General features: G+C 60.0%; 25 protein-coding genes. 15 read left to right on the forward strand and 10 right to left on the reverse strand.

Annotated elements, in window-relative coordinates; translation table 11 throughout:
* Both ABID12_RS19205 and ABID12_RS19210 read right to left on the reverse strand, forming a co-directional pair.
* Nucleotides 1-677, reverse strand: a 677-nt coding sequence (locus tag ABID12_RS19205) for a GlxA family transcriptional regulator (protein ID WP_354435708.1), incomplete at its 3' end; no start/stop codon positions are given.
* A gap of 266 nt (nt 678-943) precedes the next feature.
* On the reverse strand, nt 944-1111 hold the full coding sequence (locus ABID12_RS19210; protein ID WP_354435709.1) for a hypothetical protein: 168 nt from the start codon (nt 1109-1111) through the stop codon (nt 944-946).
* A gap of 121 nt (nt 1112-1232) precedes the next feature.
* Between ABID12_RS19210 and ABID12_RS19215 the strand changes: the two genes are divergently transcribed.
* On the forward strand, nt 1233-2135 hold the full coding sequence (locus tag ABID12_RS19215; RefSeq protein ID WP_319519573.1) for a LysR family transcriptional regulator: 903 nt from the start codon (nt 1233-1235) through the stop codon (nt 2133-2135).
* Nucleotides 2136-2151: 16 nt separating this feature from the next.
* Here ABID12_RS19215 and ABID12_RS19220 read toward each other — a convergent pair whose 3' ends face one another.
* A complete protein-coding gene (locus tag ABID12_RS19220; RefSeq protein WP_354435710.1) occupies nt 2152-2781 on the reverse strand; it encodes an exopolysaccharide biosynthesis protein in 630 nt (209 codons plus the stop codon).
* 264 nt (nt 2782-3045) lie between these two features.
* Between ABID12_RS19220 and ABID12_RS19225 the strand changes: the two genes are divergently transcribed.
* Nucleotides 3046-3207 (forward strand): entericidin domain-containing protein, encoded by a 162-nt coding sequence (locus tag ABID12_RS19225; protein ID WP_106302128.1) that lies wholly within the window; start codon nt 3046-3048, stop codon nt 3205-3207.
* 66 nt (nt 3208-3273) lie between these two features.
* On the opposite strand, the gene ABID12_RS19230 is transcribed toward ABID12_RS19225, so the two are convergent.
* Complete coding sequence (locus tag ABID12_RS19230; RefSeq protein WP_354435711.1) at nt 3274-4350, reverse strand: Gfo/Idh/MocA family protein; 1077 nt, start codon at nt 4348-4350, stop codon at nt 3274-3276.
* Between the two features lie 324 nt (nt 4351-4674).
* The gene (locus ABID12_RS19235; RefSeq protein ID WP_354435712.1) at nt 4675-5481 is read right to left on the reverse strand and encodes a fructosamine kinase family protein; all 807 of its coding nucleotides are present in this window, start codon (nt 5479-5481) and stop codon (nt 4675-4677) included.
* Between the two features lie 130 nt (nt 5482-5611).
* Here ABID12_RS19235 and ABID12_RS19240 point away from each other — a divergent pair, with 130 nt between their 5' ends.
* The 3 genes from ABID12_RS19240 to ABID12_RS19250 all read left to right on the forward strand — a co-directional run bounded on the left by ABID12_RS19240 (nt 5612) and on the right by ABID12_RS19250 (nt 11392).
* A complete protein-coding gene (locus ABID12_RS19240) occupies nt 5612-7015 on the forward strand; it encodes an FAD-binding oxidoreductase (RefSeq protein ID WP_106301326.1) in 1404 nt (467 codons plus the stop codon).
* A 195-nt stretch (nt 7016-7210) separates the two neighbouring features.
* Entirely contained in the window at nt 7211-10906 is a 3696-nt protein-coding gene (locus tag ABID12_RS19245) for an AsmA family protein (RefSeq protein WP_354435713.1), read from the forward strand.
* Nucleotides 10907-11002: 96 nt separating this feature from the next.
* Complete coding sequence (locus ABID12_RS19250) at nt 11003-11392, forward strand: YbaN family protein (protein WP_354435714.1); 390 nt, start codon at nt 11003-11005, stop codon at nt 11390-11392.
* Nucleotides 11393-11400: 8 nt separating this feature from the next.
* Here ABID12_RS19250 and ABID12_RS19255 read toward each other — a convergent pair whose 3' ends face one another.
* Entirely contained in the window at nt 11401-12456 is a 1056-nt protein-coding gene (locus tag ABID12_RS19255; protein ID WP_106301320.1) for a LacI family transcriptional regulator, read from the reverse strand.
* A 584-nt stretch (nt 12457-13040) separates the two neighbouring features.
* Between ABID12_RS19255 and ABID12_RS19260 the strand changes: the two genes are divergently transcribed.
* The 7 genes from ABID12_RS19260 to mgrA all read left to right on the forward strand — a co-directional run bounded on the left by ABID12_RS19260 (nt 13041) and on the right by mgrA (nt 20475).
* Complete coding sequence (locus ABID12_RS19260) at nt 13041-14273, forward strand: ABC transporter substrate-binding protein (RefSeq protein WP_354435715.1); 1233 nt, start codon at nt 13041-13043, stop codon at nt 14271-14273.
* A gap of 89 nt (nt 14274-14362) precedes the next feature.
* Nucleotides 14363-15256, forward strand: coding sequence for a carbohydrate ABC transporter permease (locus tag ABID12_RS19265; protein WP_106301314.1), 894 nt, complete (start codon nt 14363-14365; stop codon nt 15254-15256).
* A 10-nt stretch (nt 15257-15266) separates the two neighbouring features.
* A complete protein-coding gene (locus ABID12_RS19270) occupies nt 15267-16163 on the forward strand; it encodes a carbohydrate ABC transporter permease (RefSeq protein ID WP_319519582.1) in 897 nt (298 codons plus the stop codon).
* 3 nt (nt 16164-16166) lie between these two features.
* Nucleotides 16167-17258 (forward strand): ABC transporter ATP-binding protein, encoded by a 1092-nt coding sequence (locus ABID12_RS19275; protein ID WP_106302119.1) that lies wholly within the window; start codon nt 16167-16169, stop codon nt 17256-17258.
* A 128-nt stretch (nt 17259-17386) separates the two neighbouring features.
* A complete protein-coding gene (locus ABID12_RS19280; protein WP_354435716.1) occupies nt 17387-18148 on the forward strand; it encodes a sugar phosphate isomerase/epimerase family protein in 762 nt (253 codons plus the stop codon).
* Nucleotides 18149-18159: 11 nt separating this feature from the next.
* Nucleotides 18160-19293, forward strand: a complete 1134-nt coding sequence (locus tag ABID12_RS19285) for a Gfo/Idh/MocA family protein (protein WP_354435717.1) — start codon at nt 18160-18162, stop codon at nt 19291-19293.
* A 132-nt stretch (nt 19294-19425) separates the two neighbouring features.
* On the forward strand, nt 19426-20475 hold the full coding sequence (gene mgrA / locus ABID12_RS19290; RefSeq protein ID WP_354435718.1) for an L-glyceraldehyde 3-phosphate reductase: 1050 nt from the start codon (nt 19426-19428) through the stop codon (nt 20473-20475).
* Between the two features lie 85 nt (nt 20476-20560).
* Here mgrA and ABID12_RS19295 read toward each other — a convergent pair whose 3' ends face one another.
* A complete protein-coding gene (locus ABID12_RS19295; protein ID WP_354435719.1) occupies nt 20561-21568 on the reverse strand; it encodes a zinc ABC transporter substrate-binding protein in 1008 nt (335 codons plus the stop codon).
* Nucleotides 21569-21670: 102 nt separating this feature from the next.
* Between ABID12_RS19295 and ABID12_RS19300 the strand changes: the two genes are divergently transcribed.
* Genes ABID12_RS19300 through ABID12_RS19310 form a run of 3 tightly spaced genes read left to right on the forward strand, consistent with a single transcriptional unit; the run spans nt 21671 to nt 23715 of the window.
* A complete protein-coding gene (locus ABID12_RS19300; protein WP_435528264.1) occupies nt 21671-22510 on the forward strand; it encodes an ATP-binding cassette domain-containing protein in 840 nt (279 codons plus the stop codon).
* Nucleotides 22464-23297, forward strand: coding sequence for a metal ABC transporter permease (locus ABID12_RS19305; protein WP_435528265.1), 834 nt, complete (start codon nt 22464-22466; stop codon nt 23295-23297). Before ABID12_RS19300 ends, ABID12_RS19305 begins: the two co-directional genes overlap by 47 nt.
* 13 nt (nt 23298-23310) lie before the next feature.
* On the forward strand, nt 23311-23715 hold the full coding sequence (locus ABID12_RS19310) for a Fur family transcriptional regulator (protein ID WP_106301297.1): 405 nt from the start codon (nt 23311-23313) through the stop codon (nt 23713-23715).
* Between the two features lie 33 nt (nt 23716-23748).
* Here ABID12_RS19310 and ABID12_RS19315 read toward each other — a convergent pair whose 3' ends face one another.
* Genes ABID12_RS19315 through ABID12_RS19325 form a run of 3 tightly spaced genes read right to left on the reverse strand, consistent with a single transcriptional unit; the run spans nt 23749 to nt 26292 of the window.
* Nucleotides 23749-25026 carry a GGDEF domain-containing protein gene (locus tag ABID12_RS19315; protein ID WP_354435720.1) on the reverse strand — a complete coding sequence of 426 codons (1278 nt, stop codon included), beginning with the start codon at nt 25024-25026 and terminating at the stop codon, nt 23749-23751.
* Nucleotides 25026-25568, reverse strand: a complete 543-nt coding sequence (locus tag ABID12_RS19320) for a gamma carbonic anhydrase family protein (protein WP_354435721.1) — start codon at nt 25566-25568, stop codon at nt 25026-25028. The genes ABID12_RS19315 and ABID12_RS19320 overlap by 1 nt, the downstream gene beginning before the upstream one ends.
* A 34-nt stretch (nt 25569-25602) precedes the next feature.
* Complete coding sequence (locus ABID12_RS19325; RefSeq protein WP_354435744.1) at nt 25603-26292, reverse strand: fumarylacetoacetate hydrolase family protein; 690 nt, start codon at nt 26290-26292, stop codon at nt 25603-25605.
* Nucleotides 26293-26532: the final 240 nt, after the last annotated feature.

Genomic DNA, 26532 nt, shown 5'->3' on the forward strand with positions numbered 1-26532 from the left:
AGTTCGATGATCTGCAGCACCTTGCCGTTCTGCACGCCGAGACGGGCTCTTAGCGGCAGGCGCTGGCGCTCGCTGGAGGGACGCACGCGGTCGGTCAGCGTCTGTTCGCAGATCGCGTTGACAAGCCCGTCGCCGAATTCCTGGCTGATCAGGTGCAGGATCAGGTCGATTGCGGCCGTGCCGCCGGCGCAGGTGTAGATATTGCGGTCGATTTCGAAAAGGTCGGCATGGGCGTCGATTTCCGGATAGGTTTCGCAAAACCCCGGCATGTTTTCCCAATGGATGGCGCAGCGCTTGCCCTTGAGCAGCCCGGCGCGCGCCAGAAGATGGGTCGCCGTGCACACCGAACCGATGCCGCGGCCGCGATTGTTGAGTTCGCGCAGCCAGGCTTCGAACGACTTGTTGCCGTAATCGTCGACATTGACGCCGGAACAGACAAGGACGAGGTCGGGGCGGTTCTCGCCCATCAGACAGCGGCGCTCGTCTGCAAGCGAGGTGTCGGGATCGACGGCGATGCCGCTGGAGGACGTGACCTTTTCGCCGTTATCCGAGGCGATGCGCCAGCCATAGGCCTCGAAGCCCAGCATTCGGTTGGCAATGCGCAAAGTTTCGACCGCGCCCGAAAAAGGCAGTAGCGAAAACTGCGGAACCAGGTAAAAAACGAATGATCTCACCATTGTGCTCACACCGCCCCAATAGAACCCCGTTTATGATCTTGTAAACTTAACTTCTGCAAGAATTATGGCATTCAATTGTCTGTTTGCGACACTGCCACAGACAAATGCGCCAGAGAAGGTGATCGAGGGTCGGTTTGTGATTTTTTTGTGAAACCGTGGCCTATTCGCTTCATGCCGCCGATCTGACGGCGGGCGCCGGTCATTGCACAGCATTGCTGCACTGCAGCAAGGACGACCGCCATTCATAAGATTGGCGGTCGCCCATATCAGTCATAACGCCAGGGCTTTTCGCGAACGATGACGTCGTCGCGCAGATGTGGCGGAATTCGGTTGAGACTCTGTTCGCGCACGGCGCGCCGTTCGGATTCACCACGCAGTTCGGTCAGGCGTGTGAGCGGTGTGACAAGATGCTTCAGGATGATGAACAGTCCCATTTCGTTTTCTCCTTCAAGGTCGTTTTCGAGAACCTGAGAGCAGGATAGGGGCATTTGACATTCAATCAAACGAAATGTAGTCATGGTATAGATCAATGAAATTGAATTGATGGAGTGCCGCATGGCTCATTTTCTGCAGACGCCGCTTCCGGTTCTGGACAATGACATTCTGCGAACATTTGTTGCGATCGCCGAAACCGGCAGCTTTTCCGGGGCCGCTGAAACCGTGTTTCGCACGCCCTCGGCGGTTTCCATGCAGATCAAGCGGCTGGAAGAGCAATTGGGCGTTTCATTGTTCGTGCGCGATGCGCGCGCCGTGCGGCTGACCCACAGTGGCGAGACGCTGCTCAATTACGCGCGGCGCATGCTGGCCCTTTCCAACGAGGCGATGTCGCGTTTCAGACATCCCGACATGCACGGCGTCGTGCGCCTTGGCGCGACAGACGATATCGGCGAGAAGATCCTGCCGTCCATTCTGAAGCGTTTTGCCGAGGCCTTTCCGGGGGTGATGGTCGATGTCTGCATCGATAACAGTATCGGTCTCAGGCGGCGGCTGAGCGAGCAACGGCTCGATCTCACGCTGCTTAACGACGGCGATGAAACGGTCGATGAGAACAGTGAACTCATCCTGCGCGAGCGGCTGGTCTGGGCCGGTGCGTCCTGCGGCACGGCATATATGAAGGATCCGTTGCCGGTATCCATGTGGGAGCAGGGCTGTTCCTGGCGTAACGAAGCCGTTCAGAAACTGACGGAAAAGGGACGCGCCTACCGCGTTGCCTACATGAGTGCGACGACCATGGTGCAACGGGCCGCCGTGCTGTCCGACCTCGCCGTCGCGCCGATTGCGTCCTATTATGTCGCAGACGGGATGCAGGTTCTGGGCGAGGCCGAAGGGCTGCCGGAGCTCGGCTTTTATGAAATTCGGCTGAAATTTTCCGAGCAGGGCGGCGAGCTTGTCGAGGCTGTGGCCGATGCCATCCGCCATGCTTTCGGCGCGGCCCAGCGGCAAAGCCGCGTGGCCTAGTGCGTTTCAGGGTGCTTCAGAACAACAGTGCGAGCAGGAAACCTGCGGCAAGGATCACAAGACCGGCCAGCAGGATCGATAGCACGCCGATCACCAGCCCGACGATCAGTCCATAGCCATCCCGTTCCGTTGCCGACAGGCCGATGATGGCCAGCGCGAGAGCGGGCAGCCAGTTGCCGAACGGGATCGGAAAAAACACCACGATTGCCAGCACAAGGCCGAATGCGCCGAGAACGCGTTCGGCCCTTCGTGTTTCAACAAACCAGAAGCGCGGACGCACGGCGCTTTCGATCCACCTGAGCCACGGCAGGATACGCGCCAGAAGCCGCATGCAGCGTTCGCCATCGATCGAAAAACGGGCAATACGTTCGGGAAACCAGACCCGGGCGTGTCGTGAGGCCATCATCTGCCAGGTGACAAGGATCAGCGGCAGCCCCAGAACCAGCGTTGCGCCGGGCGGAAGCGGAACAAGGTTCGGAATTGCAAACAGCGCAATGAAGGCGCCGAATGAGCGTTCCGCAAGCGCATTGTCCAGCCGTTCGAGCGTGACCCGGCCATTTGCATCCGGCCGCAGGCGGGCCAGAATATCGGAGAGTTTGTCGCCATCATCGCCACGGGACTCAAAATCCGGTTCACTGTCATTCACGTCTGCAAATCCTCGTTCCTCGTGTTCGCAAACATGGTGACTGACGGTGTTGGAAACCAGTTGTTTTTTGACTCTGTCTTCGAGGACGGGAGGCGTGGCAGGCGGCTGCGGGCGGAAAGCCTGTGGAAATCCGCCACCGGGCCTGTGGATAAGCTGTGGATCGCCTGTGCACGAACCAAACCGGGCAGAAACTTGCGCAGCCTGGGGAACCCTGCCGGCTTCCAGGCGTTTATCCGACGACCGATCAAAATTCAGGAGTTTGAAATGTTCAAGAAGAAAGTCATTGCCGCCGCTACACTGTTTGCCATGAGCGCTCTGATCACCTCCTGTGGCAACACGATCGAGGGCATGGGCGAAGACACTGCAGGCGCGATCAACGCAACGCAGGATGCCGGCCGCTCGATTGACAATGCAGCGTCCTACTGATCCTTACAGACTACCAGTTTTCCTCAACGCCCGGGTTTGATATCCGGGCGTTTTGTCGTTCAGCCCTCAAAAGGCGTTCTGCCAGCCATTGTAGAACGGGTGGTCCGGCAGGATCGGCAGGGCGACGGCGCTGTAGGTTTTGGCAGACCAGTAGGCGGCAGTGGCAAAATCAAGGCTCTGCCGGGCATCGCCGAGCGTCAGCGGAAGCGGTGTCTTTTCACACACCGCCTTGTGGAAATCCTGCATCTGGCCGGCAAAACCGGAAGGCGGCGGTGTGAAATCGGCCAGCGCCGCATCGATCTTGCGGCCGATTGCATCATTGGCGGCAACAAAGCGCCAGGGGGCGTCTGCGGCGGTGAAATCCGGCCTGCTGTCGGTTTCGATGGTGACGTTTTCGAAGCACAGCCGCATCCGGCTGAGCGGTTCGACGGAGCCGAGCGTCGCCGATGTGGTGGCCAGCGCCCCGCATTCCAGTTCGACGCTGATGCTGGCGCAATCCTCGACCTCGATCTTGTTGACCCGGGTTGCCGTGCGCGCAAACAGCGATCGAACGGGCCCCAGAAGATAGAACATCAGGTCGTTGGCATGGATGGCGTGGTTCATCAGAACGCCGCCAAGCGCGCCGGACCAGCTCTTGCGCCAGTCTTTTTCATAATAGGTTTCATCGCGCAGCCAGTGCACCTCGCAGGTGGCCACGAGCGGTTTGCCGGCAAGACCCGCATTGATGATGTGTCGTGCCTTCTGGGCGCCATCATTGTAGCGATACTGCATGATCGGCATGACCCGCCCGGAAGAACGCGATTCTGCGTCGAGAAGCTCGTCGATTTCCGCCAGCGCACCGACAAGCGGCTTTTCGCAGATAACGTATTTTCCCGCGTGCAGCGCCGCCAGGATCATCTTGCGGTGCGTGCCGGGCGGGGTACAGACATCGATCACGTCGATATCGTCCATTCCGACGATTTCGAGGTAGTCTTTCTCAAGCCGTTCGACGCCGAATTCCTTGCCGCAGGAATGCAGCAGATCGGTATCCAGGTCGCAGAGTGCTGCGACCTCGAAGCGCTCGGTATTGGTGCGGTAACCGTTCAGAATGTGGTTGCGGCCGATGCCGAGCCCGACAACAGCGACTTTCAGCTTTCTTGTCATTCACATGTCCTGATATGATGTTGCCTGTTCCGACAAGCTGTTTTGCTCCTCCCGCCAATGGCGCGGACCAAAGTCCCCGTCATGGCGTCCCTTGCGCAAGGCCCGGTTGCTGCAAAGGCCCGTGCGACGCATAAAGCGCCGGGCAAGCTGACGGCAAGACCCAGGATTTCGCGCGGCCAAAAAGATGAGGTTGTTTGGCGCCGATCACGGCCACACTAAGACTGGTCAAGGCAAACTTTGCAAGAGAATCAGACGCTTTTTAAATCATTGATTCAGCATAAACCGAATTTCTCCCGTGGTCACCGCTTTGAAAAACACTGGCGTTCAGTAACCGCAGCGTGAAAGAAATCCTTCTACCATAGACCGGTATCCGCTGCCGAACAGACGCAGGTGCACCAGGGCGGGCCAAAGGCTGTAGATGGCCTGTCGCTCGCGATATCCGGGCTCAAGCGCCGGGTAATTGCCATAAAAGGCGTCGTCGAGACTTCCGAAAAGATTGAGCATGGCCAGGTCGACTTCGCAGTGGCCGTAATAGCTGGCAGGATCGATGAAGGCCGTGACCCTGCCGGACGACGACATCACATTGCCGGACCAGAGGTCGCCGTGAAGCAGGGCAGCCGGCGGGTTGTCGGGCAGGAATTCGGCCAGGTTGCCGGCAAGCTTCTCGATGCGCCGGCCAATTGCCGGCGGGATATCGCCGATATTGTTCAAAAGCCGGTGGTCGCGCCAGAAGGCAACCCAGGAATCAGTTTCGTTGTTGATGATCGCCACCTTGCCGAAGGCGTAGTCATCTCCAAAGCCGAAGCGTGTGCCGGTGGCCGCATGGAGCGTGGCAAGTGCGCGCCCGAGATCGGCCTGAGCGCCGGAAAAGCCGCTGTGGCCGTCAACCTGAGTGATGATCAGCACCTTTTCGTTGGCGGCAACCACCTTGGGCGCAGGCGCCCCGGCAGCGGCAATCAGGCGCAGCATTTCGGCTTCGAGCGCCGGTGCCGGGCCGCCCTTGGCGATAAAATGCCGGTTATCGTGTGTATCGACCCGCATGACGGACGACAGGTCGCCGGACGCAAAATGGGAGAGGGTGACACGCTCGACACCGAGCAATTGCGCAATCGTGTCCTGAAAATCATTCATCGGGAATGCCGCTGCTGGATGGTTTACAATGCCTGCTGGCTCTGGACGTCGGGGACGATCCTCGCATAAAACGCTGAAACGGTCCGGCTTCGGTGAGAAGCTATGGCAAAACAGGTTCGGAGTGCAAGTTTTGGCAATTGAAGACGTTCAGACCCGTCCGCGTGATCAGCAGGCAGCCCAGCAGGTCATTGCGCTGTTGAAGGAGCGCTTCGGCGACAAGGTGCAGACGGGTGAAGCTTTCCGTGCGCAGCATGCGCACACCACCACCTATCTGCCGCCGCAGCTGCCGGATGCGGTGTTCTTCGCCGAAAGCTCGGACGATGTGAAGGCGGTTGTGAAGCTTTGCGCCGAATACAAGGTTCCGATCATTCCCTTCGGGACCGGCTCTTCGCTCGAAGGGCAGGTCAATGCGCCCGAGGGCGGCATTTCCCTTGACCTGTCGCGCATGAACCGGGTGCTGGAAGTCAATGCCGAAGACCTTGATTGCCGGGTCGAGCCCGGCGTGACCCGCGAGGAACTGAACGAATATCTGCGCGATACCGGGCTGTTCTTTCCGCTTGATCCCGGTGCCAATGCCTCGATCGGGGGCATGGCCTCAACCCGGGCGTCCGGCACCAATGCCGTGCGCTACGGCACGATGAAGGACATGGTGCTGGCGCTGACGGTGGTAACGGCCGATGGCGAGGAGATCACCACGGCGCGGCGCGCCCGCAAATCATCTGCCGGTTATGACCTGACGCGGCTTTTCGTCGGGGCGGAAGGCACGCTCGGCATCATAACCTCGATCACGCTGCGGCTTGCCGGCATTCCTGAAAAGATTGCCGGCGGGGTATCGTCCTTCGAAACGCCGGAAGACGCCTGCAACGCCGTGATCATGACGATCCAGATGGGCATTCCCGTGGCTCGTATCGAGCTTCTCGACAGTTTGCAGGTGAAGGCCTGCAACGCCTATTCCGGGCTTGAATTTCCCGAAAAACCACTGCTGCTGCTGGAATTTCACGGCAGTGAGGAGGCGGTGGCCATGCAGTCGGCCCAGTTTGCCGAAATCGCGGCCGAATGCGGCGGTTCGGAATTCATCTGGACGGCCAATGCCGAAGAACGCACCAAATTGTGGAAAGCACGTCACAGCGCCTATTGGGCGGGACGGGCGCTGGCGCCGGAACTCGATGGGTTTTCAACCGATGTCTGCGTGCCGATCTCGCGGCTTGCCGATTGCATGCGCGAAACCCGCGACGATGTTCAGCGCGAAGGCATTCTGGCGCCGGTGGTCGGCCATGCGGGCGATGGTAATTTTCATCTTCTGGTGCTGTTCGACGCCAAAAATCCCGACGAAATTATCCGTGTCGAGGATTTCACCACGCGCCTGGCCGAACGCGCGATTGCGATGGGCGGAACCGCGACCGGCGAACATGGCGTGGGGCAGGGCAAGAAACGCGTTGTCGGTCAGGAGATCGGCACGGCGGTGGCGGCGATGCGCGCGATCAAGCAATCGCTCGATCCGGACAACATCTTCAATCCGGGCAAGATCTTCTGACCGCGTAAAATCGGTCGGTCCAGGCTGTCGGGAGGCACGCCGAACTGGTTTGCCTGTGTCGCTCGTGATAGGTTTGCGGCAATGACGTAATCCGGGCGGAACAGGCCGCCTGCGGCACGGGAGGGGGCAAGTCCGATCTGCTGGTGCCGGCACCATCGCGACCGCCTGCATGAATGACATAAGGGAACCGCAAGATTGCTGGGACGAATACTTGTTTTCATCGGAGCGCTTCTGGTTCTTCTGCTGTTTTCGGCGCTGGTTATCCCGTATTTCGTCGACTGGGGCAGTTTTCGCAAGGAATTCGAGGTTCAGGCAAGCCGGGCGCTGGGCAAGAAGGTCGAGGTTGTCGGTGAGGTCGATGTCAGGGTGCTGCCGTTTCCCTCGATCACCATGCATGATGTTCGCGTTGGCCGCGATGCGTCGGGCATGCCGCTGGCCACGGCCGATGCCTTTTCGATGGATGCCGAGCTTGCGCCGTTTCTCAGCGGCGAGGTCCGCATCTTCAAGATGCTGCTGGATCACCCGGTTCTCAATCTGACGCTGGATGAAAACGGGGCAATGTCGTGGACGGCCACCGGCAATGCGCCGCTTTCGGCCCGACGCGTGGTGTTCGAGGACGTTGAAGTGCGCGATGGCGAGATCCGCCTGGCCGATGACGGCAGCGGTCGCGTGCGCACCCTTTCCGATATCAACGCCATGCTGTCGGCAAACGCCATTGAAGGGCCGTGGCGGATGGACGGCAGCGCCGTGCTTGACGGTCATCCGGGCGCCTTCACCATCCTGACGGGACGGCCGGATGCCGAAGCCGGCACGATGCGTCTCCGGCTTTCCGCAGACCCCGAGGAATGGCCGGTTTCGGCCGCACTTGAAGGCGATGTCACGCTGACGGATGGCCGGCCGGCCTATGCTGGCGGTTTCCGGCTTTCGGTTGTCGATGACGACGCCGATGCCGATGATATCCCGCCGCCACGCGCCAGCGGCCAGTTCGAACTCACCAATGAGTCGATCGCCGTTTCCGAATACCGGCTTGAGATCGGCACACAGGTCGACCCTTACGTGATTTCCGGCGAGGCGAATTTCGATACACGGCCGGGCGGTACGTTTCTGCTGACGGCCAACGGCCAGCAGTTCAATGTCGAGCGGCTGTCCGATTACGACACCAATCTGAAGAAGGATCGCGTTGCAACGCCGAGCGCGCGCGAAAGGCTCGATACGCTGATCGACTTTTTGCGGCAGGTGCCGTTGCCGCAGCTGCCGGGCACGGTCACCTTCCGCCTGCCGGCACTCGTGTCCGGTGATACCACGATCCGCTCCATCGTTCTCGATGCCGCGCCCGATGGCGATGGCTGGACGATCGAGGACGGATCGGCCGAACTGCCGGGGCGCACGCAGGTGGAGGTTTCCGGCAGGCTTGCGCTCGGTGACGAGACATCGTTTGCCGGCTCCCTGCTTGTTGCCTCGCGCCAGCCTACCGGTCTGTCACAGTGGCTGACGGGCGAGGTGGGGCCGGAAATCCGGGCGCTGAACAGGGCCGGCTTCTCCGCCGATGTCAATCTGACGCCGGATACCCAGATTTTCGAAAATCTCCAGGTCGTTGCAGGGGATGCAGTGCTCGATGGTGCAGTCTCGCGCCAGTCGCAGGGCGCGGGGACACCTCAGCTGGATCTCGATCTTTCCGGCAATGTCATCGATCTCAGCGCATTGCGGGCCCTTGCCGGGCTGATGGTCGGCGAGAATATCGATGGCGGACTCAATCAGCATCGCATTCACGCAACGCTGCGGGCGGGTACGGTGAACGCCTTTGATCTGAGCGCCGAGGTCGTGGATACGGATTTCACCTATCAGTCCGGCGCGGTGACCGTTGACCGGCTCGAGATCGGCGATCTCGCCGGTGCGGCCGTCACGCTTTCCGGGCAGGTCCAGGCCGGCCGCGCGCTGCCGACTGGTTCGGGACGGGTGACCTTTGCGGCTGACGATATTTCCGGTTTCGTTGCAACGCTTGAACAGCGTTTCGGCGACCATCCGGTTCTCGACAGACTGGCGGAAAATGCCGCCTGGTATCAAGATACCGATCTGGAGGCGGATATCGCCTTCGGACAGGACGGAACGGGCGTTTCCGCGGTTTTCAGCGGCAGTGCCAATGATAGCAAAATCTCGGGGTCGTGGCGGCGCGATGCGCTTATGGGTCCCAGCGGCATGAGTGGACAGGTTCAGTTGTCGAACCCCGATGCCGCCATTGTCTTCGGTCAGGCCGGGTTTGCACCGCTGCCGATCCCCGCGCCGGCCGGCGCGCAGGTTTCGCTCACGCTGGAGCGCTCCGAAGCGACAGGCCCGGTCTCGCTCGGCCTGCGTGCGGCAAGCGGGGAGACGCGGCTTTCGGTCTCCGGCGAGGCCGGTCTCGACACCGAAAATTTCCTCGGCGGCCGTTATGCCGTTTCCCTGACCAGTCCCGATCTTGAACCTTACCTTGCGATGAACGCATTCGCGGTGCCGGGAACGGCGTTCGGGGTTCCGCTGTCGGCAAAGGCGACGCTCGACATTTCCGCGCAGCAATACGCGCTTTCGGCCATCGAGGGGGAACTGGACGGCAATGCCGTGCGTGGCCGGCTTGCGCTGGCCCGCGGCGAACCGGTGGCGCATCTCGATGGTGCGCTGTCGTTCGACAGCTTTGATCTCGGGTGGTTGATGGAGGCGGTCTACGGTCCGAATTTCACGCTCGGCCCGGAAGGGTTGCCCGATACGCCGTTCGGTTCTGCCTATTTCGGCACGGCGGAGGCCGATATCGACATTCAGGCCGCTTCATTCGATGCCGGCCTGATGGAGCCGGTGACCGGCATGAGCGGCACGGTGGATTTTCGCGGTGGCGGGCTTTCGATGACCGGACTTTCCGGGCGCTTTCTGGGCGGCACGCTGTCGGGTGATCTGCAGATCGGCAATGCCGGCGGCGACGGTTATTTTCAGGCGCAGGTCAATCTCGCCGACGCGGCGCTGCCGGAAACGCTGTGGCAATCGGACGGAGAACCTGTGGTGAGCGGACGTTTCGATCTCGGCCTTGTGGTGGAAACGACGGCGGATACTGCGGCCGGACTCTTGGAACAGGCGAGCGGTTCCGGCATGTTGACACTGAAATCGCCGGTCGTTTCCGGGCTGGATCTTTCTGTTGCCGAGCCTTTGCTTGCCTGGGCCGATGCGCAGGGCACCGAGGTCACCAATGAGGCAATCGAACAGGAAATGCGTTCGCTGATCTTTGTCGACGGGTCGTTTGAGGCAGGCGATGTCGCTGTACCCTTCAGCATTACCGATGGTGTGCTGCAGGCCCGCAATGTCTTCGTCGATCTGCCGGAAGCCCGGATATACGGGGCCATGCGCACCGATCTTGCCAGGCGTGACGTTGACGCTTCGGTCGACGTGGCGCTGAAGCTGGGTGAGGAAAGCGAAGAGGGGGCCAATGCGGGCTTTTCCATCGGTTTTTCCGGGCCGCTTGCCGATCCCGATCGCAGCCTCGAACTGACGGAGGTGAACAATTTTCTGGCGTTGCGGGCGGTTGAACGCGAACGGGCGCGGGTTGAGCGGCTGCAGGCCGATATTCTCGAAAAACAGCGCCTGCGCCGTGAGGCGACGCTCTACAGCTTCCGTGCGGAACAGCGGGAAATCGAGCGTCAGCAGCGCGAAGAAGCCGAACGCCTGCGCCGCGAGGAAGAGCAGCGCCGCGCGCGCGAGGCCGGTGACGCCGCCGATGATCAGTCCGCCATTCCGGCACCTGCGCCCGACGGCGAGACCGCCATGCAGGGCGAACCGCCGCTGCCCGCCGACAGTGACTGGGACAGGCTGATCGAATCGATCATTGAAGGAAGTGCCGAACAACAGGGCATTTCGCCGCCTGCGCCGTAACCCAGTCAAAAAAAAGCCTGTTTTCAAACGCATGAACGCCGCTTCTGGACCGGGAAGACGTTTTTGGTTATTGAAGCCCGGATTTCGGGAGGCAGGGTGTTGAAGCGCAGATTTTTGCTTGTTGTCGGTTGGATCATGGTCGGACTGGGGGTTATCGGCGTTTTTCTGCCGCTGATGCCGACAGCGCCGTTTCTCATTGTTGCCGCTGCGGCCTTCGCGCGCTCGTCGCCGGAGCTTGAAGCGCGGTTGATGAACCATCCCCGTTTCGGTGCTCATCTCCGGCAATGGCGCCATCAGGGCGCAATCGCCGTTCCGGCCAAGATCATGGCGGTCCTGGCCATGGGGTGCAGTTTCCTTTCCGTGCTGTTTTTCGCACAGTCCTTTTTCTGGCTGCAGCTTGCCGTCGGGCTGGTGCTTCTAAGCTGCGCCGCCTTCGTGGTGACGCGTCCGTCCCCCGCACCTGTTGCCGTGCGCACGGATCGCTGAAGCGAGCGTCAGTTATCGCCGGGCGTTTTCAGCACCGGCGCCATCGACCAGTCCGGTTTGCTGATGCTTTGTCGCGGCGCGGATGTGCGGTCTTCGATACGGGCGAGGACGGCGCGGGCGAGTTCGCGCCCGGCCTGTCTGAAATCCTCGCTCATGGCGATGATCTCCGGGCTTATCCAGTTGAGAAAATGCGCCGGCTGTTTGGCGACGAGGTCGATATCCTCGCCCAGCGTCAGCCCGCGTGAGCGCAGCGCCGCCATGATCGGCACGGCGCTGCTGCCGCTGCAGGCGATAATCCCGTCCGGCGGGGTGCTGGATGACAGTGCGGCCATCATTCCTTCGCGGATTTCCGAAAGCGGGGAATCGGTGCTGACGGAGGTCAGCGGCGTTTCCTGAAGGCCGAAACGGCCAAGACCGCGCTCGAAGCCGCTGCGGAAATAGCGGTAATAGGTCAGGTGGCTTGGCGGCTGCAGACAGACAATGCGCCTGCGCCCGCGCTCTGCCAGTCTTTCGACCGCATCCATCGCATAGGCTTCGTTGTCGAAATCATGAAAAGGATAGTCGTGATCGTTCTCGGTGCGGCCGTGGGTCGCGAATGGCATGCCGCGCTCGCGCATCAGCGCGATGCGCGGATCGTCGGGCGCGATACGTGAAATGATCACGCCATCGGCCGAGCCGGTATCGAGAATGTAGCGGATCGGCGCCATCGGGTCGTGATGGATCGGCTGCGGCATCAAGACGAGATGATAGGGCGTGCCGGAGAGGGCGTCCGAGATGCCGAAAATCATCTGGCCCGACATGCCCATGATCTCCTCTTCCATGTTGAGGACGAGCGCGATCACATTGGTCTTGCCGGTGCGAAGCCTCACACCCGCGCGGTTCGGCATGTAGCCGAGCTGTTTGGCGACCAGACGCACGCGTTCCTTGGTGTGTTCGGCAATGTCCGGTGCGTCCTTCAGCGCCCGGGAGACGGTCGTCACCCCGAGGCCGGTCATATAGGCAATGGTCTTCAATGTCGGGCGCGCACTGGTTGTGTCGCGCATCTGGCCGGTCGTGGATTTCATCGGCGTCCTTCATCTCCCGCGTCGTTCCGGTTCAGGCGGTTCGGCTTCTCTCCCTGCCGGTGTCTGAACCTGTCCGACCCCGGATCGTGGCCAGCCTGAATGGGCCACGATACGCTGATTCTCCCGGATCGCGCGAACTTTGCGAGCCTTCCTGGCAATTTTGCGCGGCTTCCTTTCCGGCATGCCCGCAACCGTTCTCCGTCCTGCGTGTGGTGGACGAAAATACCGGGTTCACTGCGGTCCGGCACCCGTATTGGGCAACTTAATGTGATATTGGCTGTAACGATACAGAAAAATGCTGTTGCGTGTTAGAGCGCCTTTTTTCGAGTGGGGCAGGCCGTGCTCAAGGATATAGTCGGCCGGCTTTCGCAGGTGCGAAGCATCAGGGGTTATCGGCGTAATATTTCCATGAAAATATATATTTAACAGATAAATGTGGAAAATTTGCACTGCAATATAGGGTTGATGTCGGAGTTTTGATCTTGTGTCGACTTAAGTCTGGCGTCGGGGTTCCAATAAAAGGGTTGCGCGATATTTGGCTTTCGAATACCGTTTTACGGCAACGTTTCAGTTGGGAGGACAGTATGAAACATGCAATTCTCACCGCCGCCCTGGCGGCCGGCGTGGCCATGCCTGTCGCAGCCAATGCGACCGACCTTGAGGTCACCCACTGGTGGACTTCCGGTGGCGAGGCAGAGGCCGTGAAGGTGCTCGCTGACAATTTCAATGAAACCGGTAACAATTGGGTGGATAGTGCGATTGCCGGTTCAGGCTCCACCGCCAACCCGATCATCATCAGCCGGATTATCGGCGGCAATCCCATGGGCGCAACCCAGATGAACACCGGCCGTGATGCCGAGGAGCTGATCAAGGCCGGTTTGATGGTGGACCTGACGGAGCTGGCCGAGGAGGAGAACTGGGCCGAAAAGATCCGTCCGGCAAAGCTTCTGGAAGCCTGCGAATATGATGGCAAGATCTATTGCGTGCCGATCAACATCCACTCCTGGCAGTGGATGTGGCTGAACCGCCATGTGTTCGAGGATAACGACCTTGCCGTGCCGACCAACTGGGATGAACTGGTGGAGGCCGCGCCCGCGCTTCGTGAAGCCGGCGTCATTCCGCTGGCCACCGGCCAGCCCTGGCAGGTGGACGGTATCCGCAACGTCATGCAGAGCGCTGTCGGCGGTGTCGACAACTATCTCTCCGTCAATGACGAAAAAGATCCCGATGCCGTGATGAGCGATGCAAACCGGTCCATCTGGGAGGCGTTCGCGCAGGCCCGCGACATGGTGGACGATGCCTATTCCGGTCGTGACTGGAATGTGGCCACCAATATGGTGATCCAGGGCGATGCGGCTGCCCAGATCATGGGCGACTGGGCGCAGGGTGAATTCGCCATGGCCGGTCTGGAAGCCGGCGTTGATTACGATTGCCTTCCGGGGCTTGGCAACACCGCCGTGCTCGATACCGGCGGCGATGCGTTCTACTTCCCGAAAAATGACAATGAAGAGATTACGGCCGCCCAGCTGGAACTGGCGTCGATGCTGGTTTCACCGGAAACCCAGGTCGAGTTCAATCTCGTCAAGGGCTCTCTGCCGGTGCGTGGCGATGTCGACCTGGAAGCGGCCAATGCCTGCATGAAGAAGGGGCTCGAAATTCTCGCGAACCCGGAAAATGTCCTGCCGTCGACCGAGCAGATGCTCGATTCCGACACCCAGGGACAGATCACCGATCTGGCGCTTGAGTTCTTCTCCTCCAACATGTCGGTCGATGAGGCGCTCGAGCAGCAGCAATCGATCATCGAGCAGGCCCGATAAGCCTGCCATATGATCCGGAGCGGGGCGCAATCGGCGAACCCCGCTCCGTTTCCTCAAGGTCTGATGCCAACCTTTCAAGGGGAGCTGCAATGGCTGCTGTCGCTCGCCGTCCGTTTGGTCTGTTCAAGAATCTGAACGCCAAGATCGCGGCAATCCCGATGATGCTGACCGCCGTGGTCATTTTTATCGGCTGCACCGCCTGGACGGTCATTTATTCATTCACCGACTCGCGTCTGTTGCCGAGCGAAAATTTCGTCGGCTTTGACCAGTATGACCGGCTGTTCGACACCACGCGCTGGAATGTCGCAATCGTCAACCTGCTGATCTACGGGGGCCTGAGCCTCGTCTTTTCCTTTGTCGTCGGCTTTCTGCTGGCAACGCTGCTGGATCAGAAGATCCGCTTCGAAAATACATTCCGCACCATCTTTCTCTATCCCTTCGCGCTTTCCTTTATCGTCACGGGCCTTGTCTGGCAGTGGATCCTCGATCCCGGTCTCGGCGTGCCGAAATTTCTTGACGATCTTGGCCTTCCCGGCGGCGATCTTGCGCTGCTCGGCAACAAGAGCACCGTCATCTATGCGCTGGTGATTGCCGGTCTGTGGCAGGGAACCGGTCTGGTCATGGTGCTGATGTTGGCGGGGTTGCGCGGCATCGACAACGAAATCTGGAAGGCTGCAAAGGTCGACGGCATTCCCGCCTGGCGCACCTATATTTTCATCGTCATTCCGATGATGCGTGGCGTGTTCGTGACCACGCTGGTGATCGTCGCTTCCGGCATTGTCCGCGTCTACGACCTCGTCGTGGCGATGACGCAAGGAGGGCCCGGTTTTGCCTCCGAAGTGCCGGCGAAATACGTCTACGACCTGATGTTCCAGCGCGGCAATATCGGTCAGGGGCTCGCCGCCTCGACCATCATGCTGGTCACCGTCTTCATCATCATCGTGCCATGGGCGCTGATGGAATTCAGAGACAAGAAGAAGTGAGGAACGGATGATGAGTGCTGTTCAATCAACCGAACCGTCCGGCCCGCGCCCGAAACGCCGTCTCGCGCCCTCACGGATCATTCTCTATTCCATCCTGTTTGTCGCCGCCGTCTATTACCTGATCCCGCTTTACGTGATGGTGGTGACCTCGCTGAAGGGCATGCCGGAAATCCGCATGGGCAATATTTTCGCGCCGCCGGTCGAGATCACCTTCGAGCCGTGGGTGAAAGCCTGGAGCCAAGCCTGCACCGGGCTTTACTGCGAGGGTATCCGCGTTGGCTTCTGGAATTCGGTGAAGATCACCGTGCCGGGCATCATCGTCTCGATTGCCGTTGCCTCGGTCAATGGCTATGCGCTGGCGAACTGGCGCTTCAAGGGCTCCGAATTCTTCTTCACCGTGCTGCTGTTCGGGGCGTTCATTCCCTATCAGGTGCTGCTCTATCCGCTGGTGATCATCCTGCGCGAGTTGCATATCTTCTCGACGCTGCCCGGCATTGTGCTGGTGCACACGATCTTCGGCATGCCGATCCTCACACTGCTGTTCCGCAACTATTTCGCCTCACTGCCCGAAGAACTGTTCAAGGCCGCGCGCGTGGATGGCGCCGGTTTCTGGCAGATCTTCTTCAGGATCATGCTGCCGATGTCGCTGCCGATCTTCGTTGTCGGCATGATCATCCAGACCACCGGCATCTGGAATGACTTCCTGTTCGGCGTGATCTTCGCCGGCCAGCAGAATTACCCGATGACGGTGCAGCTCAACAACATCGTCAACGCGGTGCAGGGGGTCAAGGAATACAACGTCAACATGGCGGCAACGCTTCTGACCGGCCTCGTTCCGCTTATCGTCTATTTCATTTCCGGACCGTTGTTCGTGCGCGGCATCGCCGCCGGCGCGGTGAAAGGCTGAATGATGAACACAAGTGTCTCCATCAAGGATCTGTCGCTTTCCTTCGGCGCTATCGATGTGTTGAAGAACCTCGATCTCGATGTCCATGACGGCGAGTTTCTGGTTCTGCTCGGCTCGTCGGGTTGCGGCAAGTCAACGCTTCTGAACTGCATTGCCGGGCTTCTGGATGTCTCGGCCGGTCAGATTTTCATCAAGGACAGAAACGTCACCTGGCTGGAGCCGAAGGATCGCGGCATCGGCATGGTGTTCCAGTCCTATGCGCTCTATCCGCAGATGACGGTGGCAAAGAACCTGTCCTTCGGCCTGCAGGTCGGCAAGGTTCCCAAGCCGGAGATCGACAAGCGGGTCAAGCGGGCCTCCGAAATCCTGCAGATCGAGCCGCTGTTGAAGCGCAAGCCCGCCGAACTGTCCGGCGGTCAGCGCCAGCGCGTTGCCATCGGCCGCGCGCTGGTGCGCGACGTGGACGTATTCCTGTTCGACGAACCGCTCTCCAATCTCGATGCAAAGCTCAGATCGGAGTTGCGCGTCGAGATCAAGAGATTGCATCAATCTCTTGAAAACACAATGATTTATGTGACGCATGACCAGATCGAGGCGATGACGCTGGCCGACCGTATCGCGATCATGCGCGGCGGCGTGATTCAGCAACTCGACGAGCCGACAACGATCTATAATCGCCCGGTCAATCGCTATGTTGCCGGCTTCATCGGCTCGCCCTCGATGAATTTTCTCGATGGCGAACTGGCGCAAAAGGACGGCAAGACGATCTTCCGTTCCAACGGCGTCGATTTCGACCTCGACGGCTATGACGGCAATGGGCCGTTGCCGACGTCGGGCAAGGTGACCCTCGGTGTCCGGCCCGAGCATGTGATGGTCGATGATGAAATTCCCTCCGGCCAGGAGGTTCATCAGGCCGTGGTCGATCTGGAAGAGCCGATGGGCGCGGACAATCTCCTGTGGCTGAAACATGCAGGTCATCTGTTTACCGTGCGTGTCGGCGGCAACAAACGGTATCGCCCGGGTCAGGAAATCAGGCTCGCTTTCGCCATGGAGCTGGCGTCCGTTTTCGATGCGGAGACCGAACTCAGGCTTTAGTCCGTTTGGAAAGTTGCCGCTTTCCCTTTTGGGGGAACGCACTAATATGTAAAAAATGAGAAGGATCGCCGGCGTGCGCGCCGGTCGCATTGCGGAGATCGGCGGCAACACGCTGCCGGGAGGAAGACATGACAAAACTTGGATTTCAACTGTATGGCGCTCGGGAATATCAGCCTTTTTCGGGTATTTTCAATAAGTTGGCAGCCGCGGGTTATGGCGAGGTTGAAGGCTACGGCGTGCTCTATGACGATCTCGATACGGCCGGTCTGGAACGGCTGGCTGCCGATCTCGATGCCCTGGGCCTTTCGATGTCGACCGGTCATTTCAGTATCGCCATGCTGGAGAATGAGCCGGACCGCGTTCTGGAAATTGCCACCAGGCTGAACATGGACAGCGTGTTTTGCCCTTACCTACAGCCCGAACAGCGGCCCGATACCACAGCCGACTGGAAGGCATTCGGCGCACGGCTTGAAACCATCGGCACGCCGTTCCGCGATGCCGGCCTGATCTTCGGCTGGCATAACCACAATTTCGAATTTGAGCTTCTGCCCGATGGCACGGCGCCGCTCCGCCATATTCTGGAGAACGGCCCCTCTCTGGCCTGGGAGGCCGATCTTGCGTGGTTGATCCGGGCCGGCGCCGATCCCTATTTCTGGATCGAGCTTTTCAAGGAGCGCATCACCGCCGTCCACGTGAAGGACCTTGCGGAAGAAGGGGAGAACGCGGATGAGGATGGCTGGGCCGATGTCGGCCACGGCACGGTCGACTGGAAGGGGCTGATGAAGGTGCTGAAATCCATGCCGGTCAGACATTATGTTGTCGAACATGACAACCCGAATGACATCGACCGCACGATTGAGCGTTCGATCGCATCCTTCCAGACATTCTGAGCGAGGCATCCATGACCAAGGAACTGGGCGTCGGCATCCTGGGATGCGGCAATATTTCTGCGACCTATTTTTCGCTCGCGCCGATGTTCAAGGGGCTGAAGCTCCTGGCATGTGCGGATATCAATCCGGCAATGGCCACGTCGCGGGCCGAAGAATATGGCGTCACCGCGCAAGGTGTGGATGAGCTTCTGGCCAATGACGAGGTTGATGTCATCGTCAATCTCACGGTTCCCGGTGCGCATTACGACATGTCGAAGCGCGCGCTTGAGGCCGGAAAACATGTCTATTCGGAAAAGCCGCTGGTGCTTTCCGTCGACGAGGGCAAGGCGCTCGGCCGCATTGCCGCGGAGCAGAACCTGTCTGTCGGGTGTGCGCCCGATACGTTTTTGGGCGGCGCGCATCAGCTTGCCCGTTCCTTCATCGATGAAGGTGGTATTGGCGCGATAACCTCCGGCACGTGCCATGTCATGAGCCATGGCATGGAGATGTGGCACCCCAATCCCGACTTCTTCTTTCTTCCGGGTGGAGGGCCTGTCTTCGACATCGGGCCCTATTATATCGCCAATCTGATCAATCTTGTCGGGCCGGTAAAGCGCGTTGCAGCACTTGCCTCCACGGCAACCAAAACCCGCACGATCACCAGCGAACCGCGCAATGGCGAAATCATACCGGTTGAGACGCCAACCAATATCCATGCGCTGCTGGAGTTCGAAAACGGGGCAACGATATCGCTTGTCGCCAGTTGGGATGTCTGGGCGCACCGGCATGCCAACATGGAACTTTACGGCACTGAAGGTTCCCTGTTCGTGCCAGATCCGAACTTTTTCGGCGGCACTGTTGAAGCGGCAGGCCGCGACGGGCAGATTGAGGTGCTCGAAGAGCGCGGGCATCCGTTCGGCAAGCCGAATCAGGAAACGCCGCGCGGGTCGCGGGCGAATTATCGCACCGCCGGGCTGGCAGACATGGCGCTCGCCCTCATCGAGGGGCGCGACGCGCGATGCTCGCTTCAGCGGGCACTTCATGGGGTTGATGTCATGGCGGCAATCCTGAAATCCGGAGAAACCGGCGCGTTTGTGGATTTGTCGACGACCTGCACCCGGCCGGCCGCTCTCGATGCCGCAGCAGCTTCTGCTCTTTTGCGGTAGTCTTGCCATAAGGCATGGCCTGAAGCAGTCAGCCTGCCTATAATCACAATCACGAAAGGCGGCCTGGCCGCCTTTTTCATGCCGCCGTGCCGGCAGGCGCGACGGCGTTCTTCAGAAAACGGGAACGACATAATGAGCTGGACACCGTCCGAAACGCGTTACGACACGATGAAATATAACCGCTGCGGCAAATCCGGCCTCAAGCTGCCGGCCATTTCGCTGGGGCTCTGGCATAATTTCGGTGATGATACGCCGCGCGAACGCAAGATTGCCATTTGCCAGACGGCCTTCGACAAGGGCATTACCCATTTCGATCTCGCCAATAACTACGGGCCGCCGCCCGGAAGCGCGGAGTTGGCGTTCGGCACCATTTTGAAGCGCGAATTTGCAGGCCTTCGCGACGAACTGATCGTCTCATCCAAGGCCGGTTACGGCATGTGGGAAGGGCCCTATGGCGAGTGGGGCAGCCGCAAGAACCTGATTGCATCCTGCGACCAGAGCCTCAAGCGGCTCGGCCTCGACTATGTCGACATCTTCTATTCCCACCGTTTCGATCCCGATACGCCGCTTGAGGAAACCATGATGGCGCTCGATCATATCGTGCGGTCGGGCAGGGCGCTTTACGTAGGCATTTCTTCCTATAACTCCCAGCGCACCCGCGAGGCCTATGCCATCCTGAAAGAGCTGAAGACGCCTTTCGTGATCCATCAGCCGAGCTATTCGATGATCAATCGCTGGGTCGAGGATGACGGGCTGCTCGATACGCTGGAAGCACTGGGTCTTGGTTCCATCGTGTTCTCGCCGCTGGCCCAGGGCATGCTGACGTCGAAATATCTCAAGGGCATTCCCGAAGACAGCCGCGCTGCCCAGGGCAAGTCCTTGCAGCAGGCCTTCTTGAAGGAAGAGACCATCGCTCACATCCGTTCGCTGAACGCGATTGCCGAGCGGCGCGGGCAGACGCTGGCGCAGATGGCGCTCGCCTGGGTTCTGCGCAAGGGCCGGGTGACCACGGCGCTGATCGGCGCAAGCCGTCCCGAACAGGTGGAAGATTGCGTCGCCGCCCTCGACAATCCCGACTTTACCGATGCCGAACTGGCCGAAATCGACAGCTATGCGCTGGATGCCAATATCAATATCTGGGCAAAATCGGCCGAGCGCAAAGGCCCCGATCGCAGGAAATAAAAAAGCCCGCGGGTGGCAGCTACGACACCCGCAGGCTCCATCATCCCGGTCATGCGCGTGCCCGGGATGATGCCTTAATGGCCGTTTATTCAGCCACGAAGCAGTCGGTCAGATTGCTGGCAAGATTTTCCAGCAGCACGAAATAAAGGTCCGGTCCGTCTTCCAGCCCTGCGCCCAGCGGGTCCAGAACGCCGGTGCGGGCATCCGTGCCCTCGATCACCGTATTGATGATTTTCGGCGGAAACTGCGGTTCGGAGAAGACGCAGGCCGCGCCGAGATTGGTCAGCTTGTCATGGATTTCGCGGATGCGCTGGGCGCTCGGCGGGGCTTCCGGGTTGACCGTGATCGAGCCTGCGGCCTCGACGCCGAAGCGGTGGCCGAAATAGTGATAGGCGTCGTGGAAGACGACGTAGGGCTTGGCCGAAACACTGTCGATCTGGGTCTGGATGTCGGCCGTCAGGCCATCGAGCCTGTCTTCGAGCTTTTCGGCATTGTCGGCGTAGATTTCGGCATTGGCGGGGTCACTTGCCGCCAGCGTTTCAGCCATGGTCGCGGCAAAGGCCTTGGCGTTCAGCGGGTCCAGCCACATATGCGGATCGACCTCGCCGTCATGGTGATGCCCGTCTTCCGCATGTGCTTCGTGGTCATCATGCTCATCCTCATCGTGATGGGCGTGATCTTCGCCGTCATGATCATGACCTTCGTGGTCGTGATCATGCGCCTCGAAAGCGCCGCCTTCACGCGGCGCCAGCGTTTCCACGCCGGGGGCGTCTTCCAGCTCGACCAGTGTTGCATTGCCGCCAAGCGCATCGAGCGGCTTTTCTAGGAAGTGCTCGAGCGCCGGACCGATCCAGAACACCACATCGGCGTTCTGCAGCGCGCGTGCTTCCGACGGCGTCATGCTGTAGGTATGGGGTGAGGCCGCGCCCTTGACCAGAAGCGTCGTCTCCGTCTCCGTTCCCGCCGTCAGCGCGGTTGTCAGCGCATAAAGCGGCTTGATCGACGTGACCACTTTCAGGCTGTCGTCAGCCATGGCGGCTCCTGCGGCCGAGACAACCGCCGTGGTCAGGAGAAGCATTTTGAGCGATTTCATTGTCACCTCACTTGCATTAAAACGTAATGTTATTACATTAATTGCGTAATGCTATAACGTATGTCATAGAACACCGCAAGACGGAGTTTTGAGAAATTGAACATGACCAAAAAAGACGCCGACCTGCTGGTGTCGCTGGACGATGCCGGGATTAGGCGCGAGGGGCGCTTTCTGGTGCGCGGCGTGAGCTTTGATGTCCGCCGCGGCGAGATCGTCACCCTGATCGGCCCGAACGGCGCCGGCAAATCGACCAGCGCGAAAATGGCGATCGGCGTGTTCGAGCCGGATGAGGGCAGGGTGATCCGTGCTGCCCGGCTGAAGATCGGTTATGTGCCGCAGAAGCTCAATATCGACCATTCGCTGCCGCTGACCGTGCGCCGGCTGATGACGGTGACCGGCCCGCTGCCGCGATCTGCCATTCAGGACGCCCTGGAGCAGGTGGGCATCGCCCATATGGAAGAGGCCAGCGTGCAGACCCTTTCCGGCGGTGAGTTCCAGCGCGCGCTTTTGGCCCGGGCAATTGCCCGCAAGCCCGATCTGCTTGTGCTCGACGAGCCGGTACAGGGTGTCGATTATTCCGGTGAGATCGCGCTCTACGAACTGATTTCGAAGATCCGCGACCGGCAGGGGTGTGGCGTGCTGATGATTTCGCACGACCTGCATGTGGTGATGGCGCAGACCGATACGGTGGTCTGCCTCAACGGCCATGTCTGCTGCACGGGCACGCCGGAGGCCGTCAGCGGCAGCGAGGCCTATCAAGCCCTCTTCTGCGCGCGGGCGTCCGGTGCGCTTGCCGTCTATCGCCACCATCATGACCATACCCACCTGCCGGATGGCAAGGTGCGCCATGCCGACGGCACGGTGACCGAGCATTGCACACCCGGTGACGGTCATCATGACCATGCGCATGAACATGGACATGGGGAGACGTCGCATGCTTGACGATTTCTTCACCCGTGCGCTGATTGCCGGCATCGGCGTGGCGTTGACGGCCGGGCCGCTCGGCTGTTTCATCATCTGGCGCAAGATGGCCTATTTCGGCGACACCATGGCCCATTCCGCGCTTTTGGGGGTGGCGCTGTCGCTGCTGTTTACCGTCAATCTGACGCTCAGCGTCTTCGTCGTCGCTACAGCCGTCTCGGTCATGCTGATCCTTCTGGAGCGCCACCGCGCGCTGTCGACCGACAGCCTGCTCGGCATTCTCGCCCATTCCACACTTGCCGTCGGGCTGGTGATCGTCTCCTTCCTCACCTGGGTCAGGGTCGATCTCATCAGTTTCCTTTTCGGCGACATTCTTTCGGTAACGCGCACCGATATCGCCATTGTCTGGCTTGGTGGTCTGGTGGTCGTCGGGGTCATTGCCGCCCTGTGGCGGCCGCTTCTGGCGGCAACCGTTTCGCCTGAAATTGCCCAGGCTGAAGGGATGCGGCCGGAAACCTCGCGCTTCATCTTCATGCTGCTGATGGCGCTGGTGATCGCGATCGCGATGAAGATCGTCGGCATCATGCTGATCACCTCGCTTCTGATCGTTCCGGCAGCAACCGCCCGGCGCTTTGCCAGAACCCCGGAGGCGATGGCCGTGATCGCATCCCTGATCGGGGCGGTTTCCGTGGTGCTGGGCCTTTACGCCTCACTCTATTATGATACGCCGTCCGGCCCTTCGATCGTGGTGGCTGCCATGCTGCTGTTTCTTGCCGGCCTGATGCCGCTCGCTGTCCGTCGGGCATGAAGGAGGTCTTGTTATGAATATTGCCGCCAGAAAATTGACCCGCAATCAGTCGCTTGTGTTCGACTGCCTTGCCGGAAGCGACGGACCGCTGAGCGCTTACACCATCCTCGACCGGCTGCGCGATCATGGCTTCAAGGCGCCGCTGCAGGTCTATCGCGCGCTCGACAAGCTGACCGATGCCGGCATGGTGCACCGGCTGGAAAGCATGAATGCCTATGTCGCCTGCGCCCATCCAGATGAAGACTGTACCCATCACGGCATGACCGCTTTTGCGATCTGCGAGGGCTGCGGCGCGGTGATCGAATTCCACGCTCACGATATCGAGGATGCGCTGGTCTCGCTCGCCAAAGCCAAAAACTTCAAACCGGAACGGATGACCGTGGAAATGCGGGGGCTGTGCGAGGCCTGCCGGAACTGATGCCCCCTTGATGCCGCAGGAACTGCCTTGCCTTCAATAGGCTCGATATTCCGCAGCCTCGCTTTCTTCGAATGAATTCTGCGCCGTCTGCTTGTCAATACGTGTCCGGTTGCGACCGGCCTGCTTGGCCTCATAAAGCACGCGGTCGGCCCTGAGCAGCAGGTTGCGCGGCTCATGGGTGGTGTCCGACGGCCGCGCGGACGCCACCCCGATGCTGACCGAAAGCCGCTTCAGTGGACTTGTGGCATGGGTAATCGCCAGCCCGGCAATGGTTTCGTGGATGCGCGCGGCCATGCGAAGTCCGCCGGTCTCGTCGCAACCGGACAGGATCAGGGCAAATTCCTCGCCGCCGAAACGCGCGGGCAGGTCGCGGTCCGAGCGTGTGCAGGCCTTAAGCGCCTGCGCGACGCGCTTCAGGCATTCATCGCCGGCGGGGTGGCCATAGGTATCGTTATAGCCCTTGAAATGGTCGATATCGATCATCAGCAATGTAAGCGGCTCGCCATTTAGCCTGGCGGCCTGCCAGTTCTGCTTGAGGCTGTCGTCGAACAGGCGGCGATTGGCAAGATCGGTCAGGGCATCGGTATTCGATATCTGATCGAGCGAACGGTATTCGTGCAGCAGCGCCTCGCCCCGCAGCTTTTCGCGCAGATAGAGCAGGAATATTTTCCGCTCGATGGTTTCGATGCGCACATTGGCCAGCAGCGTCATAAGGGTCGTTGCCAGAAGAAAGATCAGCGGCGAGGCCTTCTCGTCCGGCAGGAGGGCCGGCAGCGGCATGATGAAATAGACGGCAATGGCGAAATTGATGGTCGAAGCCAGAAGCGCCTGAGGCGGGCGCAGCGGCAGCGCGATATTGGCAATGACGGCGACGAGGATAAACGTGTAGGGCTCAAAGCGGACAATCGGGTTGCCGATGGAGACCAGCATCAGCCCGGTGCCGAGCGATGCAGCCGATATGCCGAGAATGGACATAAGGCCCGGCAGGCGGATGTCCTGTTTGCAGATAATCACAAGTGATAGCGCTGCCATTATGGTCAAAATTACGCCAGCCCGGATGATCGACAGATGCACGAGCAATGCCGGGCGATAGATCAGGTCGATGGAAACGAAGGCAAACAGAAACACGATCCCGACCACGGCCGCGCGGACGACCTGCCGGTGACGGTTGGTGTGGATATGTTCGTTGAACCGGTCTTCGAGCGCTGCGGGAAAACTGATCATCCAGCCGGAGCGCGCCAGATTCCTGCCGATCAGCTCATCCAGTGCCTGATCATGCGCCGACAATGTGATGGCCGGGGCGGTGCGCATCAGGCATGACCATCATCGACGACAACGAGATCCCGGCTGAAGCGCTGCCAGTTCTTGCGGTAGCTCTCTGCCGAATGGCGAAGCCCTTCGATTGCCGCTTCGTCGAGCGTGCGGACCGCTTTTGCCGGCGCGCCGACGATCAGGCTGTTGTCGGGAAAGGTCTTGCCTTCGGTGACCAGAGCATTGGCGCCCACCAGGCAGTTCTTGCCGATAACCGCGCCGTTGAGAATGGTTGCGCCCATGCCGACCAGGCTGTTGTCGCCGATGGTGCAGCCATGGATGATGGCGTGGTGGCCGATGGTGCAACCTTCTCCGATGGTTGCCGGCGCGCCCATATCGGTGTGGATCATCACGCCGTCCTGGATATTGCTGCCTGCACCGATGGTGATCGGTTCGTTATCCCCCCGCAGGACGGCATTGAACCAGATGCCCACATTGTCACCGACGATGATGTCGCCGATCACCGCCGCGTCGGGCGCGATCCAGTATCTGTCGGCCGAGGGCAAGCTCGGTCGGCGGTCGCCAAGAGCATAAATCGTCACGTCACATCCTCCAGAAGAGAAACGCCACAGTATATCAGATTACGTCGAACGCAAGTTGTGCGACAGACTTAATCGCGCAGGAAATACGATCTCCGCGTGTGACCGGCCCGACCCCGGACGGTGTGCCGGTCAGAATGATATCGCCGGGGGCCAGCGTCACGTATTCCGACAGCGCGGCGATGATTTCCGGCACTTTCCAGATCATCTGGTTGAGGTTTCCATGCTGGACGTCCACGCCGTTGCGTGAAAGCACGATGGTGCCTTCAAAAGGATGGCCGATATCCTCTGCGCGGGCGATCGCGGAAACCGGTGCAGAATGCTCGAATGCCTTTGCCATTTCCCAGGGGCGGCTTTTCTTCTTGGCTTCGTCCTGAATGTCGCGCCGGGTGAAATCCACGGACACGCCATAACCGTATATGCAGTCGAGAGCCTCACTGACGGGAATGTCGGCGCCGCCACTTTTGAGGGCAACATAGCATTCGACTTCGTGGTGGACGTTTTTCGAAAGACCCGGATAGGGAAAGGGCAGGCCCGGCAGAAGAAGATTGTCGGCATTTTTCTGAAAGAAAAAAGGCGCTTCGCGGCTTGGATCGTGCCCCATCTCGACGGCATGGGCGGCATAATTGCGCCCGACACAATAAACGCGGCGGACCGGGAAACAGTTCTGGATCCCGGTGACGGGCAGTAATACGGGAGGCGAAGGTGGAAATACGGTGGCGGACATTGTCGGGGTGCCTTTTGTCTTGTCGTTATGCCGGACTGAGGTCTGGAACCTTGCGCATTCGGACAGGTTGATCAAGCGGTACATTAGACAACGATGACATAAACGGGGATGGTTTGCCCTGACGGCTTTTTTTACTTGTGGTCTAAGGCCGTTAACCATACTTACGCGTCAGAGCGTGTGAGGTGTGTTCCCCGAAAATTGTCGTCGGTCTCGTGCTGTGGTGCCTGAGGGGTGCCGGTT

This window comes from Martelella mangrovi (assembly GCF_040545495.1).
GTDB classification, from domain to species: Bacteria; Pseudomonadota; Alphaproteobacteria; order Rhizobiales; family Rhizobiaceae; genus Martelella; species Martelella mangrovi.